Source organism: Sinomonas atrocyanea (assembly GCF_030811715.1).
GTDB lineage: Bacteria > Actinomycetota > Actinomycetes > Actinomycetales > Micrococcaceae > Sinomonas > Sinomonas atrocyanea_A.
Genome location: NZ_JAUSRH010000011.1, coordinates 93791 through 109451, shown reverse-complemented (window position 1 = coordinate 109451; position 15661 = coordinate 93791). Strand labels below are relative to the sequence as shown.

Genomic DNA, 15661 nt, shown 5'->3' with positions numbered 1-15661 from the left:
GCTCCTGCCGCCGCGGCTAGAGGGTGCGCGCCGCGCCGCGCTGCGCGCGGGGCACGCTCCAGGCGAGGACCCCCGCCGCCGCGAGGCCGAGCGCCCCGGCGGCCGCCACCCCGGTCCCGAGGCTCGCGGCGGCCGTCACCGCGGAGAGGAGCACCGGGCCCAGCGTGCTGCCGGAGTCCGCCATGAGGCGCCACAGCCCCAAGAACTGGGCCCTGCCGTGCGCGGGCGAGAAGTCCGCCCCCAGGGTCATGATCATGCCCGAGCCGATCCCGTTCCCGAGGCCCAGGAGGCAGGAGACCGCGAGGAACGGCCAGAACGCGGTGCTCAGGGGCATCACCACGAGCGCCGCGCCCATGATGAGCATGGACGGAAGCGCGACGGCGAGACGCCCGCGCAGGTCCATGAGCCGGCCGCCGGGATAGAACAGCAGCAGGTCCACCCCGCCCGCGATGCCGTAGACGAGCGAGGCCGTCGGCGCGTCCATGCCGAGGTGCTCGGCCCAGAGCGGGATCACGGCCTGGCGCGACTGCCGGACGGCGGAGACGAACAGGACGCCGAGCCCCACGGTGGCCAGGACCCTCCAGTGGGCCGCCGCGACCCGCGCAAGGCGCGGCTGCACGGCGCGACCCGGCCCGCCGGCGTCGTCCTCGAGGTCCGGCATGAACCAGGCGACGATCGCCGCCCCCGCGTACACGGCGGCGCCCACCCAGTACGCCCCGCGCAGTCCCCAGACCTGCATCGCCGCAGCCCCGAGGAAGGGGCCGAGGAAGAGGCCCACGCGCAGGGTCCCGCCGAGGGTCGAGAGGGCGCGGGCCCGGAAGCCGGGCGGCACGGCCTCCGTGAGGTACTTCTGCCGGGCGAGGTTGGTCACGCTCGAGGCCATGCCGAGCGCGACGAGGGCCGGCATGAACTGCCACAGCTCGCGTGAGAGCGCCGCGACGACGAGGGCCACGGCGCCCGTGGCCTGCGCGCCGATGATCGCCCAGCGCTCGCCGAAGCGGATCGTCAGGAGGGAGGCCGGGAGGTTGAAGACGAGCGAGCCGAGGCCGATCAGCGTGACCGTGAGCGCGGCGACGGCCACCGACCCGCCGAGGTCCCGCGCCGAGAGCGCCACGACCGGCAGCACGGCCCCCTCGCCGAGTGAGAAGAGCACGGAGGGGCCGAACGCCGGCACGGCGATGGACAGCAGGGAGAACTGATCGTTGCCTTCTCGAACCACTCCCCCACTCTAGGTCCCGCGGCGGGCTCCGCCGTCGGGAAGGGGACGGCGGGCGGGCGCGGCCCCCTACCTCTGGTAGCCGGAGACGATCGCCGCGGCGATCTCGCGGTACGCCTGCCGGGTGGCGGGGCGTAGCCGGTCGAGGGCCACGAGGTCGCCGTCGGCCATCGAGCGGTCGTGCGGGACCGTGACGAGGGCGCGGCACATGCCCGAGAGGGCGGCCTCGATCGCCGCCCTGTCCACGCGCGCCGAGACCCCGTCCTTGTCCGTCACCACGACGATCGCGCTGCGGGCGAGGCGGTCGTAGCCGTGGGCCGACAGCCAGCGCAGCGTGTCCCGGGCGCGCTTGGCGCCGCTGACGGCGTACCCGGCGACCACGACGATGTTGTCCGCGTCCTCGAGGATCCCGCGCATCGCCGGCCGGCTCACACCCGTCCCGCAGTCCGTGAGCGTGACGGCGAAGTGCCGCGCCACGAGCGCGTGCACCCGCCGGTAGTCCTCGGCCGTGAGGGAGTCGGAGAGCTCGGGGTCCTGCTCGCCCGCCAGCAGGTGCAGGCTGCCGGCCTGGTGGAGGTAGCGCAGCAGGTCGGCGCGTGTGTGCACCGAGTCGAAGTCCCGCAGCAGGGCCGTGATCGAGCGCCGCCGCTCCGACTCGTAGGAGCCCTCCCCCAGGGCGCGCTCCACGAGGTCGCCGGCGTCCGGGTTGGCATCGATCGCGCACGGCGGCTCCGGGCGCAGTTCGGCAAGCGTGAGGCCCACGCCGACCGTCGTCGACGTCTTGCCGATCCCGCCCTTGAGCGAGAGGAACGCGGTGTTCCAGTTCCCCTCGAGCCGGCGGGCGATCTGCTTCTCGAGCAGCTCGGCCTGCCGGTCCTGCTCGGAGGGCCCGAGGTTGAGCGCGCCGCCGCTGATCCGGTAGAGGAGTCCGCGCAGGCCTCCCGACGGCGGCATGGGGGCCGAGCGGATGAACCCCGCCGGGGACTCCGCCGGCTCGGGTGCAGGGGCGGGCCGGGCTGGCGCGGGCCGGGCTGGCGCGGGCCGCCTGGTCGGGGCCGGCGGCCTGGATGGCCCAGGCTGGCGCTGCCCGGAGGCGCTCGGCGCGGGTCGGAGGGCGGGCGCCGCCGCGGTCGGGGCGGCCGCGGCCGCGGGGGCGCTGCGGCGGGCCGCCCGGGGCGGTGCCGCCGGGGTTCGAGGGGCGGCCTGCGTCTGCGCCGGAGGCGTCCGCGGCTTCGGTGGCGGCGCGGGGGCTGCGACCCGCCGGGCGCGCGCCCCCGCCGCGGACGACGGCGTCTCCCGGGCTTCGTCTGTCTCGCGGGCCGGCATCACGGGCTCCGCAGGTTCCGGCTCCGGGCGCCTCACAGGCACCGGGCGCTCGGCGGGCTCGCGGGGCTCCTGTGCGGCGGGCCCGGCCGGCACCGCAGGCTGGGCAGCGCGCCGCGCCTCCTCCGCCTCGCGGAGCCGCCGCGCCTCTCGCCGGCTCATGGGCGCAGCCGAGGACGGCTGCCCTCCCTCGGGCTCGGTCTCGGTCATGCTGGCCCCTTGCGTCTGGCGCGGTCTGGCGCTGGCTCGGTCCCGGCGGCGCTGGTCCGGGCCGCCCCCTCGGGCCGGTCAGCCCAGGCTTGCGGCCTTGAGGCGCCGGATGAACAGCCGGGACTGCTCCGGTCCGTAGGGGAGGATCGGAACGGCCTTGGTGGCGTCGTCCGGGGTCTCGCGCGTGGCCTGCAGCGCCGAGCGCACCGCCGTGGCCATCGTATCGGCCATGGTGCGCACAAGAGCGTCGCTGCACAGCCCGCCGTGGCCGGGCACGAGGCTCGTGTACCGGTTCCGCAGGGCGGAGATGTGGCGCAGGGCGTCCGCCCACTCCTCGGGGTAGGAGTCCCCGAACTCGGGGTAGGAGCCCTCCTCGACGAGGTCGCCCGAGAAGAGCGTGGACGGGGTCCCGACCAGCAGGTCCCCGTCCGTGTGCCCCCGGCCCAGGTAGAACAGCGTCACGGAGGCACCGCCCAAGTCCACGAGCACGGGCTGGTCGCGCACGATCGCGGCGGGCACCACGATCTGCGTGTTCTCGCCCTCGCCCGCGGCCATCTCCGGCTCCGACTCGGCCACGGCAGGGCGGTGGGCCTCGCCGTTCTCCGCAATCTCGGCCACTGCGTTCTCGTGGGCGTAGAACTCCACGGCGCCGCCGGCGGCGAAGACGGCATTGCCGAAGTAGTGGTCGTAGTGGGCGTGCGTGTTGACGACGACGAGCGGCAGCTCGGTCTTCTCGCGCACCTTGGCGAGGATCTCGGCGCCCTGGCGCGGCCCCTGCCCCGTGTCCACGACGAGCGCCCGGTCCTCGCCCACGACCAGGCCGACGTTGAGCCGCAGTGGCTCGGTGGCGAGGACGTAGGTGTTCGCTCCGAGATCTCGCCAGTCAGCCATGGGGGTGATGCCGTCCTTCCGTAGGGCGTTCGAGGATGTGCTCGATTCTGCCATGGCCGCTACAGGTCTGCGAGGATGCCGCCGGGCTGCTCGACCGCGTCGGCCACGAACCGCAGGAACCCGCCGGCCGTGCCCCCGTCGCAGACGCGGTGGTCGAACGTGAGCGTCAGCTGGACGACCTTGCGCACCGCGAGGGCGCCGTCCACCGCCCAGGGCCGGTCGATGATCCGGCCGACGCCGAGGATCGCCGCCTCGGGGTGGTTGATGATCGCGGCGCTGCCGTCCACGCCGAAGACGCCGTAGTTGTTCAGCGTGAACGTGCCTCCGGTGAGATCGGCGGGCGAGGCCTTGCCGTCCCGTGCGAGGGCCGTGAGGCGGCGGAACTCGCCGTCGAGCTGGCGGGCGCTCATCGCGTGGGCGCCGCGGATGGCCGGGACCACGAGCCCGCGGTCCGTCTGCGCCGCGAAGCCGAGGTTCACGCCGTCGAACCGGACGATCTCCTGGCCGCCGTCGCCGGTCCCCTCGATGCGGGTGTTGAGCTCTGGGTACTTGGCGAGGCCCGCGAGCACGAAGCGGGCGATGAACGCGAGCAGGCTCGGCGCCGACTCCGGGTCGCGGCGCTTGAGGTCTGCCCGCAGGCGCACGAGCTCCGTCGCGTCCACGTCGACCCAGACCGTGGCCTCGGGGATCTCGGTGCGGGAACGGACCATCGCCTGCGCGACGGCCTTGCGGACCCCTGCGACCGGGGTCCGGGCGGCGACGCCCAGCCCGGTGCGCGCGTCCACCTCCCCCGCCGAAGTCGCCCCCTGGGACGCCGACGTCACCCCCTGGGACGCCGACGTCACCCCCTGGGGCGCCGAGGTCACCCCCTGGGACACCGACGTCACCCCCTGGGACGCCGAGGTCACTCCCTGGGACACCGACGTCACCCCGGCCGACTCGACGTCGCGGCGCATGATGAGACCGTTGGGGCCTGTCCCCGACACGGCGGCGAGCGCCACGTTGAGGTCGCGGGCCAGCCGGCGCACGATCGGCGACACGACGCGCACGGCCTGCTCCGACGCCGTCGTGCGTGCGGGTGCCGCGGCAGCGGGAGCGGACGACGGCGCGGCCCCCTTGCGTCGCCGGGTGCGGCCGCCTGCCGTCCCGGCGGGCGTGCCGTAGCCGATGAGCACGTTCCCGGAGCCCGAGGCCTGGCTCGGCTGGCGCGCCCCGGCCCGCTCCTCGGTGCGGTACTCCTCGCCCGCCGACGCCCCGACCTCGGCCTCAGACGGGGTGACCTCGCGCGCAGACGGGGTGACCTCGGCGATGGTGATGAGGGGGGTGCCGACGTCGATCGTCGCCCCGGCCTCGCCGTGCAGCTGCGCGACGGTGCCGCCGTACGGCGTGGGCACCTCCACGATCGCCTTCGCGGTCTCGACCTCGGCCACAGGCTGGTCCACCGCGACGGTGTCCCCCACGGCCACGAGCCAGCGCACGAGCTCGGCCTCGGTCAGGCCCTCCCCGAGGTCCGGCAGCAGGAACGTCCTCTGGCCCGTCGCGTTCCGGGCAGTGCCGCCCTGGGCGGTCAGTGCGGTCGCCATGTCAGTCCTCCCACTGCAGGTCGTCGAGGGCGTCGAGGATGCGGTCGACGCTGGGCAGGTAGTAGTGCTCGAGCTTGGGCGGCGGGAAGGGGATGTCGAATCCGGTCACGCGGCGCACCGGGGCGGCGAGCGAGTGGAAGCAGCGCTCCTGGACGCGCGCGACGATCTCGGAGGCCACCGAGGCGAAGCCCGCGGCCTCCGCGACGACGACGGCGCGGCCGGTCTTGCGCACCGACGCGGCCACGGTCTCGTCGTCGAACGGCACGAGCGTGCGCACGTCGACGACCTCGACGGACCGGCCCTCGGCGGCCGCGGCCTCCGCGGCCGCGAGCGCGGTCGGCACCGAGGGGCCGTAGGTGATGATCGTCGCGTCGGTGCCGGGCCGGGCCACCACGGCGGCGCCGTCCACGCTGAGCCGCCGCCCGCCGTCGTGCGTCCCGGCGGCAGTGCCGTCCGGCGCGCCGTCGAACTCGGCCCGCAGCGCGGCGAGGTCCACGAGGTCCTTGGACCAGTAGAGCTTCTTGGGCTCCATGAAGACCACGGGGTCGTCGCTTGCGATGGCCTCGCGCAGCATCCGATAGGCGTCCTGGACCGTCGCCGGGGTGAAGACCTTCAGGCCCGGAGTGTGCGCGTAGTACGCCTCGGAGGAGTCGCAGTGGTGCTCGACGCCGCCGATCCCGCCGGCGTACGGGATGCGGATCACGAGCGGCAGGCGGACAGCCCCGCGCGTGCGGTTGTGCATCTTGGCGATGTGGCTCGCGATCTGCTCGAACGCGGGGTAGGCGAACGCGTCGAACTGCATCTCGATCACGGGGCGCAGTCCGTTCATCGCCATGCCGAGGGACATGCCGGCGATGCCCGACTCGGCCAGAGGCGTGTCGAAGCAGCGCTGGTCGCCGAACTCCTTCTGGAGCCCGTCGGTGATGCGGAAGACGCCGCCGAGGGCGCCGACGTCCTCGCCGAACACGACGACGTTCTCATCGGCGCGCATGGCGTCCGCCATGGCGGTGGTCAGGGCCTTGGCGAACGTGAGGGCCTCTGGCGCGGGGGTACCGGCGGCGCGGGCCGCGGCGGCTTCGGCGACCGTGCTCATGCTCGGCGCTCCTCTCCGGTGGTCTCGTCGGTGGACTGCTCGCGGGCCTGCTCCTCGGCGAGGAACGCGGCCTGCTCGCGCAGCTGCGGGGTGGGCTCGGTGAACACGAAGCGGAAGAGGTCCTGCGGGTCCGGCTGCGCCTCGGCGCCCAGGCCGTCGCGGAGCTGGCGCGCGATCTCCTCGGCGTCGGCAGCGAAGGCGGCCTCCGTCTCCTGGCCGAGCACGCCCTCCGCGCGCAGGTACTCGCGCATCCGCTTGAGCGGGTCCTTCTCGGCCCAGGCCGCGACCTCGGCGTCCTCGCGGTAGCGCGTGGCGTCGTCGGCGTTGGTGTGGGCCTGCATGCGGTAGGTGTAGGCCTCGACGAGGAGCGGGCCCGAACCTGCCCGGGCGAGGCGCACGGCGCGGTCGAGGACGGCGAGGAGGGCCACGGCGTCGTTCCCGTCCACCCGCTCTCCGGCCATCCCGTAGCCGACTGCCTTGTGCGCGATCGAGGGTGCGACCGTCTGGTGCGCGAGCGGGACCGAGATGGCGTACTGGTTGTTCTGCACGAAGAACACGACCGGGAGGTTGAAGACGGCCGCGAAGTTGAGCGCCTCGTGGAAGTCGCCCTCGCTCGTGGCACCGTCGCCGCACATCGCGAGGACCACGGTATCCTCGCCGCGCAGCTTGGCCGCGTGGGCCACGCCGACGGCGTGCAGCAGCTGGGTGGTCAGCGGGGTCGACTGGATGCCGACCTTGTGCTCGTGCGGGTCGTAGCCGCCGTGCCAGTCGCCGCGGAAGAGCGTCATCGTCTCGACGGGGTCGACGCCGCGGGTCATGACGGCGACCGCGTCGCGGTAGGTGGGGAACATCCAGTCGCCCGCGCCGAGGCACAGCGCGGCGGCGACCTGGCAGGCCTCCTGGCCGTGGCTCGAGGGGTACACCGCCATGCGGCCCTGGCGCACGAGCGCGGAATTCTGGTCGTTGACGCGCCGGCCGATCACGAGGCGGCGGTAGGCCTCGAGGAGGTCTTCGGTGGCGGGGATCGGGTACTCGTGGCCCGGGGCGGAACCGCGCTCGTCCTCGGGGCGGAGGCTGCCGGCCTCGTCGAGGATCTGGATCTGCGGCACGCGGCCGTGCACCGGGAGCATGTAGTCCTCGATGCTGATCCCGAAGCTGCGGATGGCCTCCTGTGCCTCGGCGGGAAGGGTCATGGCTCCTCCTTGGTACGGCGCTGGACTTTCCTCAAGTATCCGCTTCTGTAGGCATTCGTATGCCGCAGAGGCGCAGATCGTGGAATACTGGTGTCAGATCGGCGCTCATCGAAGACGAATCGTCGAGATGAGCTGCGTCACAGGAGGTTCCGATGGACGATCTGCATCCCGGCCGCGAGGCGCCGCGGCCGCCCGCCGAGCCGAGGGCGCTCGATGCCGTGGACCGCGCCATCCTCGACCAGCTCACCGAGGACGCGCGCCGGTCCGTGACCACGATCGCCGAGAACGTGCACATCTCCCGCGCACACGCCTACAACCGGCTCGCGCGGCTGCAGGCGGACGGGGTGATCACGAAGTACACCGCCCTGGTCGACCCGCTCAAGGCTGGGCTGCGCTCGAGCGCGTACGTGACCCTCAAGGTGCGGCAGCAGACGTGGCGGGACCTCCGCGAGCGGCTGCGCGCCATCCCCGAGGTGCACCACATCGCGCTCGTGGGCGGGGACTTCGACGTGATCATCCTCGTTCGCGCCGTGGACAACACGGACCTGCGCCGCGTCGTATTCGACCAGCTGCAGAGCATGCCCGGCGTCCTCGACACCCAGACGTTCCTCGTGTTCGAGGACCTGGACACGCGCTGACCCGGCCCCCTCTCCCCGCCCCCCCGTTTCGGGTACGCATCTCGTCGCCGATTCGAGCTTTCGGGTACGCATCTCGTCGCCGATTTGAGCTTTCGGGCACGCATCTCGTCGCGGTATTCGGCTCTCGGGTACAGGCCGGCGCGCACGACGGCGGGTGCCCGGCCCGGGCGGGCCGGCCACCCGGCGTCGTGCGTACCAGCAAAGGCCAAAGTGCGACGAGATGCGTACCCGAAACCCGGAAGACCCGACGAGATGCGTACCCGAAACGGCCAGCGGCGGGCGGGAGGGTCAGTGGTGGAAGGCGCTCCCGTGCTCGGGATCGGGGAACGGGGCGTCCACGGAGTCGAGGAACGCCACCGCGGTGCGCAGATCCTCGAGGAAGCTCGCCGCGAGGTCCCGGGTGAAGCCGTTGCGCACCACGATCCGCTGCACGGTCAGGTCGGCGAGCCCGTCCGGCATCGGGTACGCCGGCACGAGCCAGCCGTTCATCCGCAGCCGGTCGGAGAGGTGGTGCAGGTTCCAGTTCTTGGTGTGGCCCGGAGCCAGGCTCCACGCGAAGACCGGGATGTCGGAGCCGTCGTTCCACAGCTCGAACGCGTCCATGGCCCCGATCTCCCGGGCCAGGTACCCCGCGACGTCCCGGGACGCTGCATGCACGGCGCGGTACCCCTCGAACCCCAGCCGGAGGAACAGGTAGTACTGCAGGAGCACCTGCGCGCCGGGGCGGGAGAAGTTCAGCGCGAACGTGGGCATGTCCCCGCCGAGGTAGCTCACGTGGAACACCAGGTCCTCCGGCAGGGCGGCGGCATCCCGCCACACCACCCACCCGAGGCCGGGGTACACGAGCCCGTACTTGTGCCCGGACGTGTTGATCGAGGCGACCCGGGGCAGCCGGAAGTCCCACTCGAGCTCCGGGGCGAGGAACGGGGCGACCATCGCCCCTGAGGCCCCGTCCACGTGGATCGGCACATCGAGGCCCGTGGCGGCCTGGACCGCGTCCAGGGCCTGCGAGATCTCGGCGACGGGCTCGTACATGCCGGTGTAGGTGACGCCCATGATGGCCACGACGCCGATCGTGTTCTCGTCCACATATTCCGAGAGCGCGTGCCCGTCGAGGACGGGGTGCTCGTGCGAGATGGGCACGTAGCGGGCCTCGACGTCCCAGTAGTTGCAGAACTTCTCCCAGCACACCTGCACCGCCGAGCTCATCACGAGATTGGGCCGCTCGGCCGGCTTCCCGGCGGCGCGGCGGGCGTGCTGCCACCGTCGCTTGAGCGCGAGGCCGGCCAGCATGCACGCCTCGGAGGAGCCGATCGTCGAGGTGCCGACGGCGTGCTCGGGCTCGGGCGCGTGCCACAGGTCCGCGAGCATGCGCCAGCAGCGGTGCTCGATCTCGGCCGTCTTGGGGTACTCGTCCTTGTCGATCATGTTCTTGTCGACGGTCTCGGCGTAGAGCCGGGCGGCCTCCGGCTCCATCCATGTGCCCACGAAGGTCGCGAGATTGAGGCGGGCGTTGCCGTCGAGCATCGCGTCGTCGTGGACCACCTGGTACGCCGTGCCGGGCAGGCTCTCCCCCGCGGGCAGGGTGAACCGCGGGAATTCGGTGGCCTCGCCGGGCCGGCTGAAGAGCGGGTTCAGCTCGACGTTCGAGTCGGGCTCCTGCCGCCCGCGCCGTCCCCGCCCGTCGGAGGCGGGATGGAAGGTGGAACGGGAGGCAGGCACGGCGGGCACTCCTGGGGTCGCGTCGGGCCGCAGGACCGGCCGGGCCGGCGGACACCCCCACGCTACCGGCGCCCGCAGGGGGCGTCGAGGACCCTCCGGCGTGGGATGGTTGGAGGGAACGCTTCAGGAGGGGCCATGGCGAACGACGACGGCGGCACAGCCGGGCCCTCGTCGCGCCCTCCGTGGGTCGCCGTGCTCGTCGCGGCGTGCGTCGTGGTCGGCGTGGGAGTGGTGGTGGCCATCGCCGCGCTGTTCATGGGCCCGTCCCCCCAGCCACCCGCGCCGGGGCCGACGCCGGGAGCGCCGGGCGCGTCGGCGCCGTCGTCCGCCCCGGGCGAGGCGTACGCGCTCAGCGACCCGCTCCCCTTCACCGCCCAGCCCGTGTGGCACGCCGCGCCGAGTGCCGAGTACCGGCTCACCGCAGCCCCGGACGAGCTGCGCTACGTCTCCGACGCCGGCTGCCGGCTCTCCTTCCGCGCGGGGCCGCTGCAGGCGGGCGGCTCGCCGTCGCCCTCGGCGTCACGCACGACGCCGGCCTCCTCCTCCGCGTCCGCGTCGCCGACGCTGCTCTCGCCCGACCCCGAGACGGCGGCGACGCGCGGGGCGCTGGCCGACGCGATCGGGGCCGAGCGGAAGTCCTCTGCCTCCCTGGGCGTCACCGAGCAGGGCCTGGTGGTCGTGACAACCCTCGGCTCCCAGGGCGGCCCGCTGGTGGATATGGCAGGGGCCGCGCTGAAGGTCGGACACGCCGACGGCACGGTCACGTACGTGCGCGTCGCCGTGCGGGCGGTGCCGTCGGCTCACGCTGTCGTGGCGATCGTGGCCGAATGCCCGCAGCCGGAGCAGGCTGCCACCGCGATGAACCACGCGAGCGTGCACGCCTACCTCGCGGCGGAGTAGCTGAGCGTCTCAGCGGCCGGCGAAGACCGGCTTGCGCTTCTCCTGGAAGGCCTTGAACCCCTCGGCGTAGTCCTCGGAGCTGCAGAGTGCGGCCTGGGCCTTGTTCTCGGCGTCCATGGACTCCCACAGGCCGATCCGCCGGTCGCGCACCTGGGCGACGAGCTCCTTGGACGCGACGAACGCGCCCGTGGCCCCTGACGCCACGCGCGCCACGATGCCGCGCGTGCGCTCGAGCAGCTCGTCCGCGGGGAAGGACCGGGAGAACATGCCGGAGCGTACGGCGTCGGCGCCGCTCATGAGCTCGGCCGTGTACACGAGGTCCAGGGCGCGGTGCATGCCGAGGCGCTCGGTGAAGTACCAGTGGCCACCGGAGTCGAGCGTGGCGCCGAGGTTGGCGAACGGGGACCCGATCTTGGCGTTGTCCGCCACGTACACCACGTCGGTGGCCAGCAGGAGCCCGAGGCCCACGCCGAGGGTGGCGCCCTGCGCGGCGGCGAACGTCGGCGCGGGGAACGCGGCCATCTTCTGCATGAGCGGCGTGACGAGGCCGCCGAGGTAGCCGAGCACATCGTCGTCGGCCGGGTCCACAGCCGAGATGTCGCGTCCGGCGCAGAACGCCCGGCCCTCGCCGCGCAGGAGCAGCGCCCGGACCTCGCCGCGGAAGGCGGCGGCAGCGGCGTCGTCGTACGCATCGGAGAGCTCCCGGAGCGCGGCCTCGTCGAGGGCGTTGAGCTTGGCCGGCGCGTCGAGGACCACCTCGGCGACGCCGTCGGCAACAGTCAGGTCGATCATTCAGGCTCCTTGGTTTTCGGGACGGGGTTGCGACGCGGCTGCGCTCCGCGCAACCACTGTCACGCGTCGAAGTCGACCGAGACGCACTCCGAGGTCGGCCGCGACTGGCACGTCAGGACGTAGCCGCGCTCCACCTCGTCGGGCTCGAGCGCGTAGTTCTCGGCCATGTCCACGGTGCCGGAGACGAGCTTGGCCCGGCAGGTGCCGCAGACGCCGCCGGCGCAGGCGAAGGGCACGTCGGGGCGCACGCGGAGGGCGGCGTTGAGGATCGTCTCGTTCGCGGAGACGGGCGAGGTGACGGCGCCGGTGAGGCCGTCGAGCGTGAACTCGATCTCGACGTTCGCTCCCGAGGGATCCTCCACGACCGGGCGGCCGATGTTGCCCTCGAGGTTCGTCGGGGTGCCGGTGGTGAAGAGCTCGAAGCGGACCTTCTCCGGGTCCACCCCGCGCGCGGAGAGCGTGTCCCGAACCAGCTGGACGAGCTCGAACGGGCCGCACAGGAACCACTCGTCGACGTCGTCGGCGTGGATCACCGTGTTGAGCAGCGTGGTGAGCTTCTCGGAGTCCACCCGGCCCGAGAGCAGCGGGGAGATGCGCTGCTCGCGCGAGAGCACGTGGTGGAGCGCGAACCGGGAGGGGTAGCGGTCCTTGAGGTCGGCGAGCTCCTCGACGAACATGACGTCCATCGCGGCCTTGTTGGCGTAGACGAGGTCGAAGCGGACGTGCTCGTCGGCGGCCAGGACGGTGCGGGCGATCGCCATGATCGGCGTGATCCCGGAGCCCGCGGCCACGGCCACGAAGGTGTGCTCGCGCTCGGTGTCGATGCTGGACGGGTCGTTGAGGCCGGTCATCCGGTGCTTGGAGATGAACGCCCCGGCGGGGCTCATGACGTCCAGCGTCGCGCCGGCCTCGAGGCTCTCGTTGGCCCACGTGGAGAAGACGCCGCCGAGGTCCCGCTTGATGGCGACCTTGATCTCGCTCGAGCCGTCCTCGAAGCGGCGCGGCGCGGCGCAGATGGAGTAGGAGCGGCGCACCTCGCGCGGGGTGCCCGACTCGTCGGGGAACTGCGCTCGCAGGGCCACGTACTGGCCGGGGATGTAGTCGTACTCGTCGGCGAGCGCGGCGGGGACGGCGAACGTCACCTCGATGGAGTCGTTGGTGAGCCGGCGGACCCCGCTCACCTCGAGCGGGTGGAAGGACGCACGACGCCGGGCGGTACCCTCCGTCTGCTCGGTGGCGGCCTCAGCCGGCTCGGCCGCAGTTTCGTTCAGCTGGTCAGTCATCTAGAGCACCTTGAAGTAGTCGAAGGGTTCGTGGCAGTCCTGGCACACGTAGAGCGCCTTGCAGGACGTGGAGCCGAAGCGGGACATCTCGCGGGTGTTGAGCGAGTGGCACTGGGGGCACTTGACGGTCAGGCCGAGCCGGACGGGGCCGCCGTGGCCTGCCTTGCCGGTGGGCGGGGCGATCCCGTACTCCTCGAGCTTGGCCTTGCCCGCCTCGCTCATCCAGTCCGTGGTCCAGGCCGGGGAGAGCACGAGGTCCACCTGGACGCGTTGGTGCCCGGCCTTGGCGAACACCGTGGCGAGGTCCGCGCGGATCGTGTCCATCGCGGGGCATCCGGAGTAGGTCGGGGTGATCGTGAGGCGGACCGTGCCGTCCGCCTCGAGGTGCCCGTCCCGGAGGATGCCGAGGTCCTCGATGGTGAGCACGGGGATCTCCGGGTCGGTCACGGTGGCGGCGAGCGCGCGGACCTCGTCATCGGTGGTGATCATGGGTGTTCCTTCGTGGGCGTGTGCCGTCCCGGGGCCTACCAGGTGGCGCCGGGGTGCTTGCGGGCGAGCACCTGCATCTCGGCGAGGATGTAGCCGAGGTGCTCGGTGTGGTCGCCGCGGCGGCCGCCGCCGCTGGCGCGGGGGACGTCGGGAAGGGCCAGGGTGGCCTCGGCGAGGACCTCGGCGATGTGGGCGTCGAAGGTCTCGCGCAGGCCCGAGGGGCGCACCCCGGCGTCGCCGACGGCGTCGATGAGCGCGTCGTCGTCGAACAGCTCGTCCACGTATGGCCAGACCAGCTCGAGTGCGGCCTGCATGCGGGCGTGCGACTCTTCCGTCCCGTCGCCGAGGCGGATGGTCCACTGGATCGCGTGGTCGCGGTGGTAGTCGACCTCCTTGAGCGCCTTGGCGGCGATCGCGGCAAGGGTCGCGTCGGCGGAGTCCACGAGCTCCGAGTAGAGCAGGTACTGGTAGATCGACATGACGAGCTGGCGGGCGATCGTGGTGCCGAAATCGCCGTTGGGCTGCTCGACCATCCAGGCGCAGCGGAACTCCTCTTCCTCGCGCCAGTACGCGAGGTCGTCCTCGGTCTTGCCCCACGCGTGGCCCGCGTAGGTCAGGAACGAGCGCGCGTGGCCGAGGGTGTCGAGGGCGATGTTGCCGAGGGCGATGTCCTCTTCGAGCTCCGGGCCGCGCGAGATCCAGTGGCTCAGGCGCTGGGCGAGGATGAGGGCGTCGTCGCCGAGGCGGAGGGCGTACTGGGCGACGTCCTCGGCCGGCTTCTCCGGGGAGAGGGCGATGTCCTCGGGGCGCAGCGCATTGCCCGGGGTGACGCGGGTGGCCGACGCCGCGGCGTCGCCGAAGCTGTCGAGGGCGTGGTCGGTGTAGGCAGGGGTGGGAGCGTTCACAGGTGCTTCACGCCCTCGCTCTTGGTGTAGTACGTCGCGTGCCGGTAGTCCTTGCCCTGGGGCGACTCGAAGTACGCTCCCTTGGAATCCGGGTCGGAGGAGGCAATGGCCTCGGAGGGGACCACCCAGATGGACACGCCCTCGTTCCGGCGGGTGTAGAGGTCGCGCGCGTTGCGCAGCGCCATCGCAGCGTCCGGGGCATGCAGGGAGCCCGCGTGGACGTGGGAGAGGCCGCGGCTGGACCGCACGAAGACCTCCCAGAGGGGCCAGATGTTGCTCTGCTCGCTCACTTACGCTGCTCCGATCTCTTCTGCGGCACGCTTCGCGGCCTGCTTCTTCGCGTACGCGCGGGCCGCCTCGCGGACCCAGGTGCCGTTCTCGTGGGCCTCGCGGCGGCGGGCCATGCGCTGGGCGTTGCACGGGCCCCGGCCCGCGATGACGTCCTTGAATTCCTGCCAGTCGAGGTCCATGTGGATCCACCGGCCGGCTTCCTCGTCGTAGCGGAGCTCCGGGTCGGGCAGCGTGAGGCCGAGCACCTTGACCTGCTCGGCGATCATGCCGACGAACCGCTGGCGCAGCTCGTCGTTGGAGAACCGCTTGATGTTCCACGCCATGGACTGCTTCGAGTTGGGCGAGTCGTCGTCCGGCGGACCGAACATCATCAGCGCCGGGGCGTAGAAGCGGTTGACGGCGTCCTGCGCCATCTGCTTCTGCGCCGGGGTGCCGTTGGAGAGCTCGAGGAGGATCTCGAAGCCCTGGCGCTGGTGGAAGGACTCCTCCTTGCAGATGCGCACCATCGCGCGTCCGTAGGGGCCGTAGCTGGCCCGGCACAGCGGCACCTGGTTGGCGATCGCCGCCCCGTCCACGAGCCAGCCGATGGCGCCCATGTCGGCCCACGTGCGGGCCGGGTAGTTGAAGATCGAGGAGTACTTGGCCTTGCCGTCCAGAAGCTGCTGGTTGAGGACGTCGCGCGGGGTGCCGAGGGTCTCGGCGGCGGAGTACAGGTACAGCCCGTGCCCGGCCTCGTCCTGGACCTTGGCCATGAGGATCGCCTTGCGCTTCAGGCTCGGGGCGCGGGTGATCCAGTTCGCCTCGGGCTGCATGCCGATGATCTCGGAGTGCGCGTGCTGGGACACCTGGCGGACCAGCGTCTTGCGGTACGCCGCGGGCATCCAGTCGCGCGGCTCGATGCGCGAGTCCTCGGCGATGACGCGATCAAAGTACGCCTGTCCCGCGATGTCCTCAGCGGACGGGGCCTCGTCACCCTGTCCAGCCTGGGGCTGGGGCACGGACTGCAGATTGGCAGCTGCCATGTCTCCTCCTCAAGAAATAATTACCGACCGTTCGTTCAGAATATGGGGCGGCGGATACTGCCGTCAAGGTGCGCAGCCCCGGGCCACCCACAGGCAGCCGTCGCAGGGCG

General features: G+C 72.5%; 15 protein-coding genes. 2 read left to right on the top strand and 13 right to left on the bottom strand.

Translation table 11 applies throughout. The annotated features are described in order from the left end of the window. Positions 1–16: 16 nt before the first annotated feature. From J2W21_RS15655 to pdhA, 6 genes are all read right to left on the bottom strand, one after another. Complete coding sequence (locus tag J2W21_RS15655) at positions 17–1219, bottom strand: MFS transporter (protein WP_307115437.1); 1203 nt, start codon at positions 1217–1219, stop codon at positions 17–19. Between the two features lie 66 nt (positions 1220–1285). Beyond that, on the bottom strand, positions 1286–2170 hold the full coding sequence (locus J2W21_RS15650) for a MinD/ParA family ATP-binding protein (RefSeq protein ID WP_307115436.1): 885 nt from the start codon (positions 2168–2170) through the stop codon (positions 1286–1288). A gap of 657 nt (positions 2171–2827) precedes the next feature. Beyond that, positions 2828–3640 (bottom strand): MBL fold metallo-hydrolase, encoded by an 813-nt coding sequence (locus J2W21_RS15645; protein WP_307115435.1) that lies wholly within the window; start codon positions 3638–3640, stop codon positions 2828–2830. A gap of 59 nt (positions 3641–3699) precedes the next feature. Next, a complete protein-coding gene (locus J2W21_RS15640) occupies positions 3700–5223 on the bottom strand; it encodes a dihydrolipoamide acetyltransferase family protein (RefSeq protein WP_307115434.1) in 1524 nt (507 codons plus the stop codon). 1 nt (position 5224) lies between these two features. Next, positions 5225–6316 (bottom strand): alpha-ketoacid dehydrogenase subunit beta, encoded by a 1092-nt coding sequence (locus J2W21_RS15635; RefSeq protein ID WP_307115433.1) that lies wholly within the window; start codon positions 6314–6316, stop codon positions 5225–5227. Continuing rightward, positions 6313–7509 carry a pyruvate dehydrogenase (acetyl-transferring) E1 component subunit alpha gene (gene pdhA / locus J2W21_RS15630; RefSeq protein WP_307115432.1) on the bottom strand — a complete coding sequence of 399 codons (1197 nt, stop codon included), beginning with the start codon at positions 7507–7509 and terminating at the stop codon, positions 6313–6315. The genes J2W21_RS15635 and pdhA overlap by 4 nt, the downstream gene beginning before the upstream one ends. 152 nt (positions 7510–7661) lie before the next feature. Between pdhA and J2W21_RS15625 the strand changes: the two genes are divergently transcribed. Continuing rightward, a complete protein-coding gene (locus tag J2W21_RS15625; RefSeq protein WP_307115431.1) occupies positions 7662–8147 on the top strand; it encodes an Lrp/AsnC family transcriptional regulator in 486 nt (161 codons plus the stop codon). 288 nt (positions 8148–8435) lie between these two features. On the opposite strand, the gene J2W21_RS15620 is transcribed toward J2W21_RS15625, so the two are convergent. Continuing rightward, positions 8436–9785, bottom strand: coding sequence for a glutamate decarboxylase (locus J2W21_RS15620; RefSeq protein WP_307115464.1), 1350 nt, complete (start codon positions 9783–9785; stop codon positions 8436–8438). A gap of 219 nt (positions 9786–10004) precedes the next feature. On the opposite strand from J2W21_RS15620, the gene J2W21_RS15615 reads away from it, so the two are divergent. Further along, entirely contained in the window at positions 10005–10769 is a 765-nt protein-coding gene (locus tag J2W21_RS15615; RefSeq protein ID WP_307115430.1) for a hypothetical protein, read from the top strand. Positions 10770–10778: 9 nt separating this feature from the next. On the opposite strand, the gene J2W21_RS15610 is transcribed toward J2W21_RS15615, so the two are convergent. From J2W21_RS15610 to paaA, 6 genes are read right to left on the bottom strand one after another with little or no spacing between them, the layout of a single operon-like run. Then, entirely contained in the window at positions 10779–11561 is a 783-nt protein-coding gene (locus J2W21_RS15610; protein ID WP_307115429.1) for an enoyl-CoA hydratase/isomerase family protein, read from the bottom strand. 59 nt (positions 11562–11620) lie between these two features. Next, complete coding sequence (paaE, locus tag J2W21_RS15605) at positions 11621–12844, bottom strand: 1,2-phenylacetyl-CoA epoxidase subunit PaaE (protein ID WP_307115428.1); 1224 nt, start codon at positions 12842–12844, stop codon at positions 11621–11623. Continuing rightward, positions 12845–13333 carry a 1,2-phenylacetyl-CoA epoxidase subunit PaaD gene (paaD, locus tag J2W21_RS15600; protein ID WP_307115427.1) on the bottom strand — a complete coding sequence of 163 codons (489 nt, stop codon included), beginning with the start codon at positions 13331–13333 and terminating at the stop codon, positions 12845–12847. Positions 13334–13368: 35 nt separating this feature from the next. After that, complete coding sequence (paaC, locus tag J2W21_RS15595) at positions 13369–14238, bottom strand: 1,2-phenylacetyl-CoA epoxidase subunit PaaC (RefSeq protein WP_307115426.1); 870 nt, start codon at positions 14236–14238, stop codon at positions 13369–13371. Further along, a complete protein-coding gene (gene paaB, locus J2W21_RS15590; RefSeq protein ID WP_066499886.1) occupies positions 14235–14528 on the bottom strand; it encodes a 1,2-phenylacetyl-CoA epoxidase subunit PaaB in 294 nt (97 codons plus the stop codon). Before paaB ends, paaC begins: the two co-directional genes overlap by 4 nt. Continuing rightward, positions 14529–15551 carry a 1,2-phenylacetyl-CoA epoxidase subunit PaaA gene (gene paaA, locus J2W21_RS15585; RefSeq protein ID WP_307115425.1) on the bottom strand — a complete coding sequence of 341 codons (1023 nt, stop codon included), beginning with the start codon at positions 15549–15551 and terminating at the stop codon, positions 14529–14531. It abuts the gene before it with no gap. Between the last annotated feature and the right edge of the window lie 110 nt (positions 15552–15661).

Excerpts from the sequence above, each read along its gene's own strand:
- pdhA (WP_307115432.1), bottom strand. The coding sequence starts at position 7,509 with ATGACCCTTCCCGCCGAGGCACAGGAGGCCATCCGCAGCTTCGGGATC.
- J2W21_RS15625 (WP_307115431.1), top strand. The coding sequence starts at position 7,662 with ATGGACGATCTGCATCCCGGCCGCGAGGCGCCGCGGCCGCCCGCCGAG.
- paaE (WP_307115428.1), bottom strand. The coding sequence starts at position 12,844 with ATGACTGACCAGCTGAACGAAACTGCGGCCGAGCCGGCTGAGGCCGCC.
- paaD (WP_307115427.1), bottom strand. The coding sequence starts at position 13,333 with ATGATCACCACCGATGACGAGGTCCGCGCGCTCGCCGCCACCGTGACC.
- J2W21_RS15635 (WP_307115433.1), bottom strand. The coding sequence starts at position 6,316 with ATGAGCACGGTCGCCGAAGCCGCCGCGGCCCGCGCCGCCGGTACCCCC.
- J2W21_RS15650 (WP_307115436.1), bottom strand. The coding sequence starts at position 2,170 with ATGCCGCCGTCGGGAGGCCTGCGCGGACTCCTCTACCGGATCAGCGGC.
- J2W21_RS15615 (WP_307115430.1), top strand. The coding sequence starts at position 10,005 with ATGGCGAACGACGACGGCGGCACAGCCGGGCCCTCGTCGCGCCCTCCG.
- J2W21_RS15645 (WP_307115435.1), bottom strand. The coding sequence starts at position 3,640 with ATGGCTGACTGGCGAGATCTCGGAGCGAACACCTACGTCCTCGCCACC.
- J2W21_RS15640 (WP_307115434.1), bottom strand. The coding sequence starts at position 5,223 with ATGGCGACCGCACTGACCGCCCAGGGCGGCACTGCCCGGAACGCGACG.
- J2W21_RS15610 (WP_307115429.1), bottom strand. The coding sequence starts at position 11,561 with ATGATCGACCTGACTGTTGCCGACGGCGTCGCCGAGGTGGTCCTCGAC.
- paaA (WP_307115425.1), bottom strand. The coding sequence starts at position 15,551 with ATGGCAGCTGCCAATCTGCAGTCCGTGCCCCAGCCCCAGGCTGGACAG.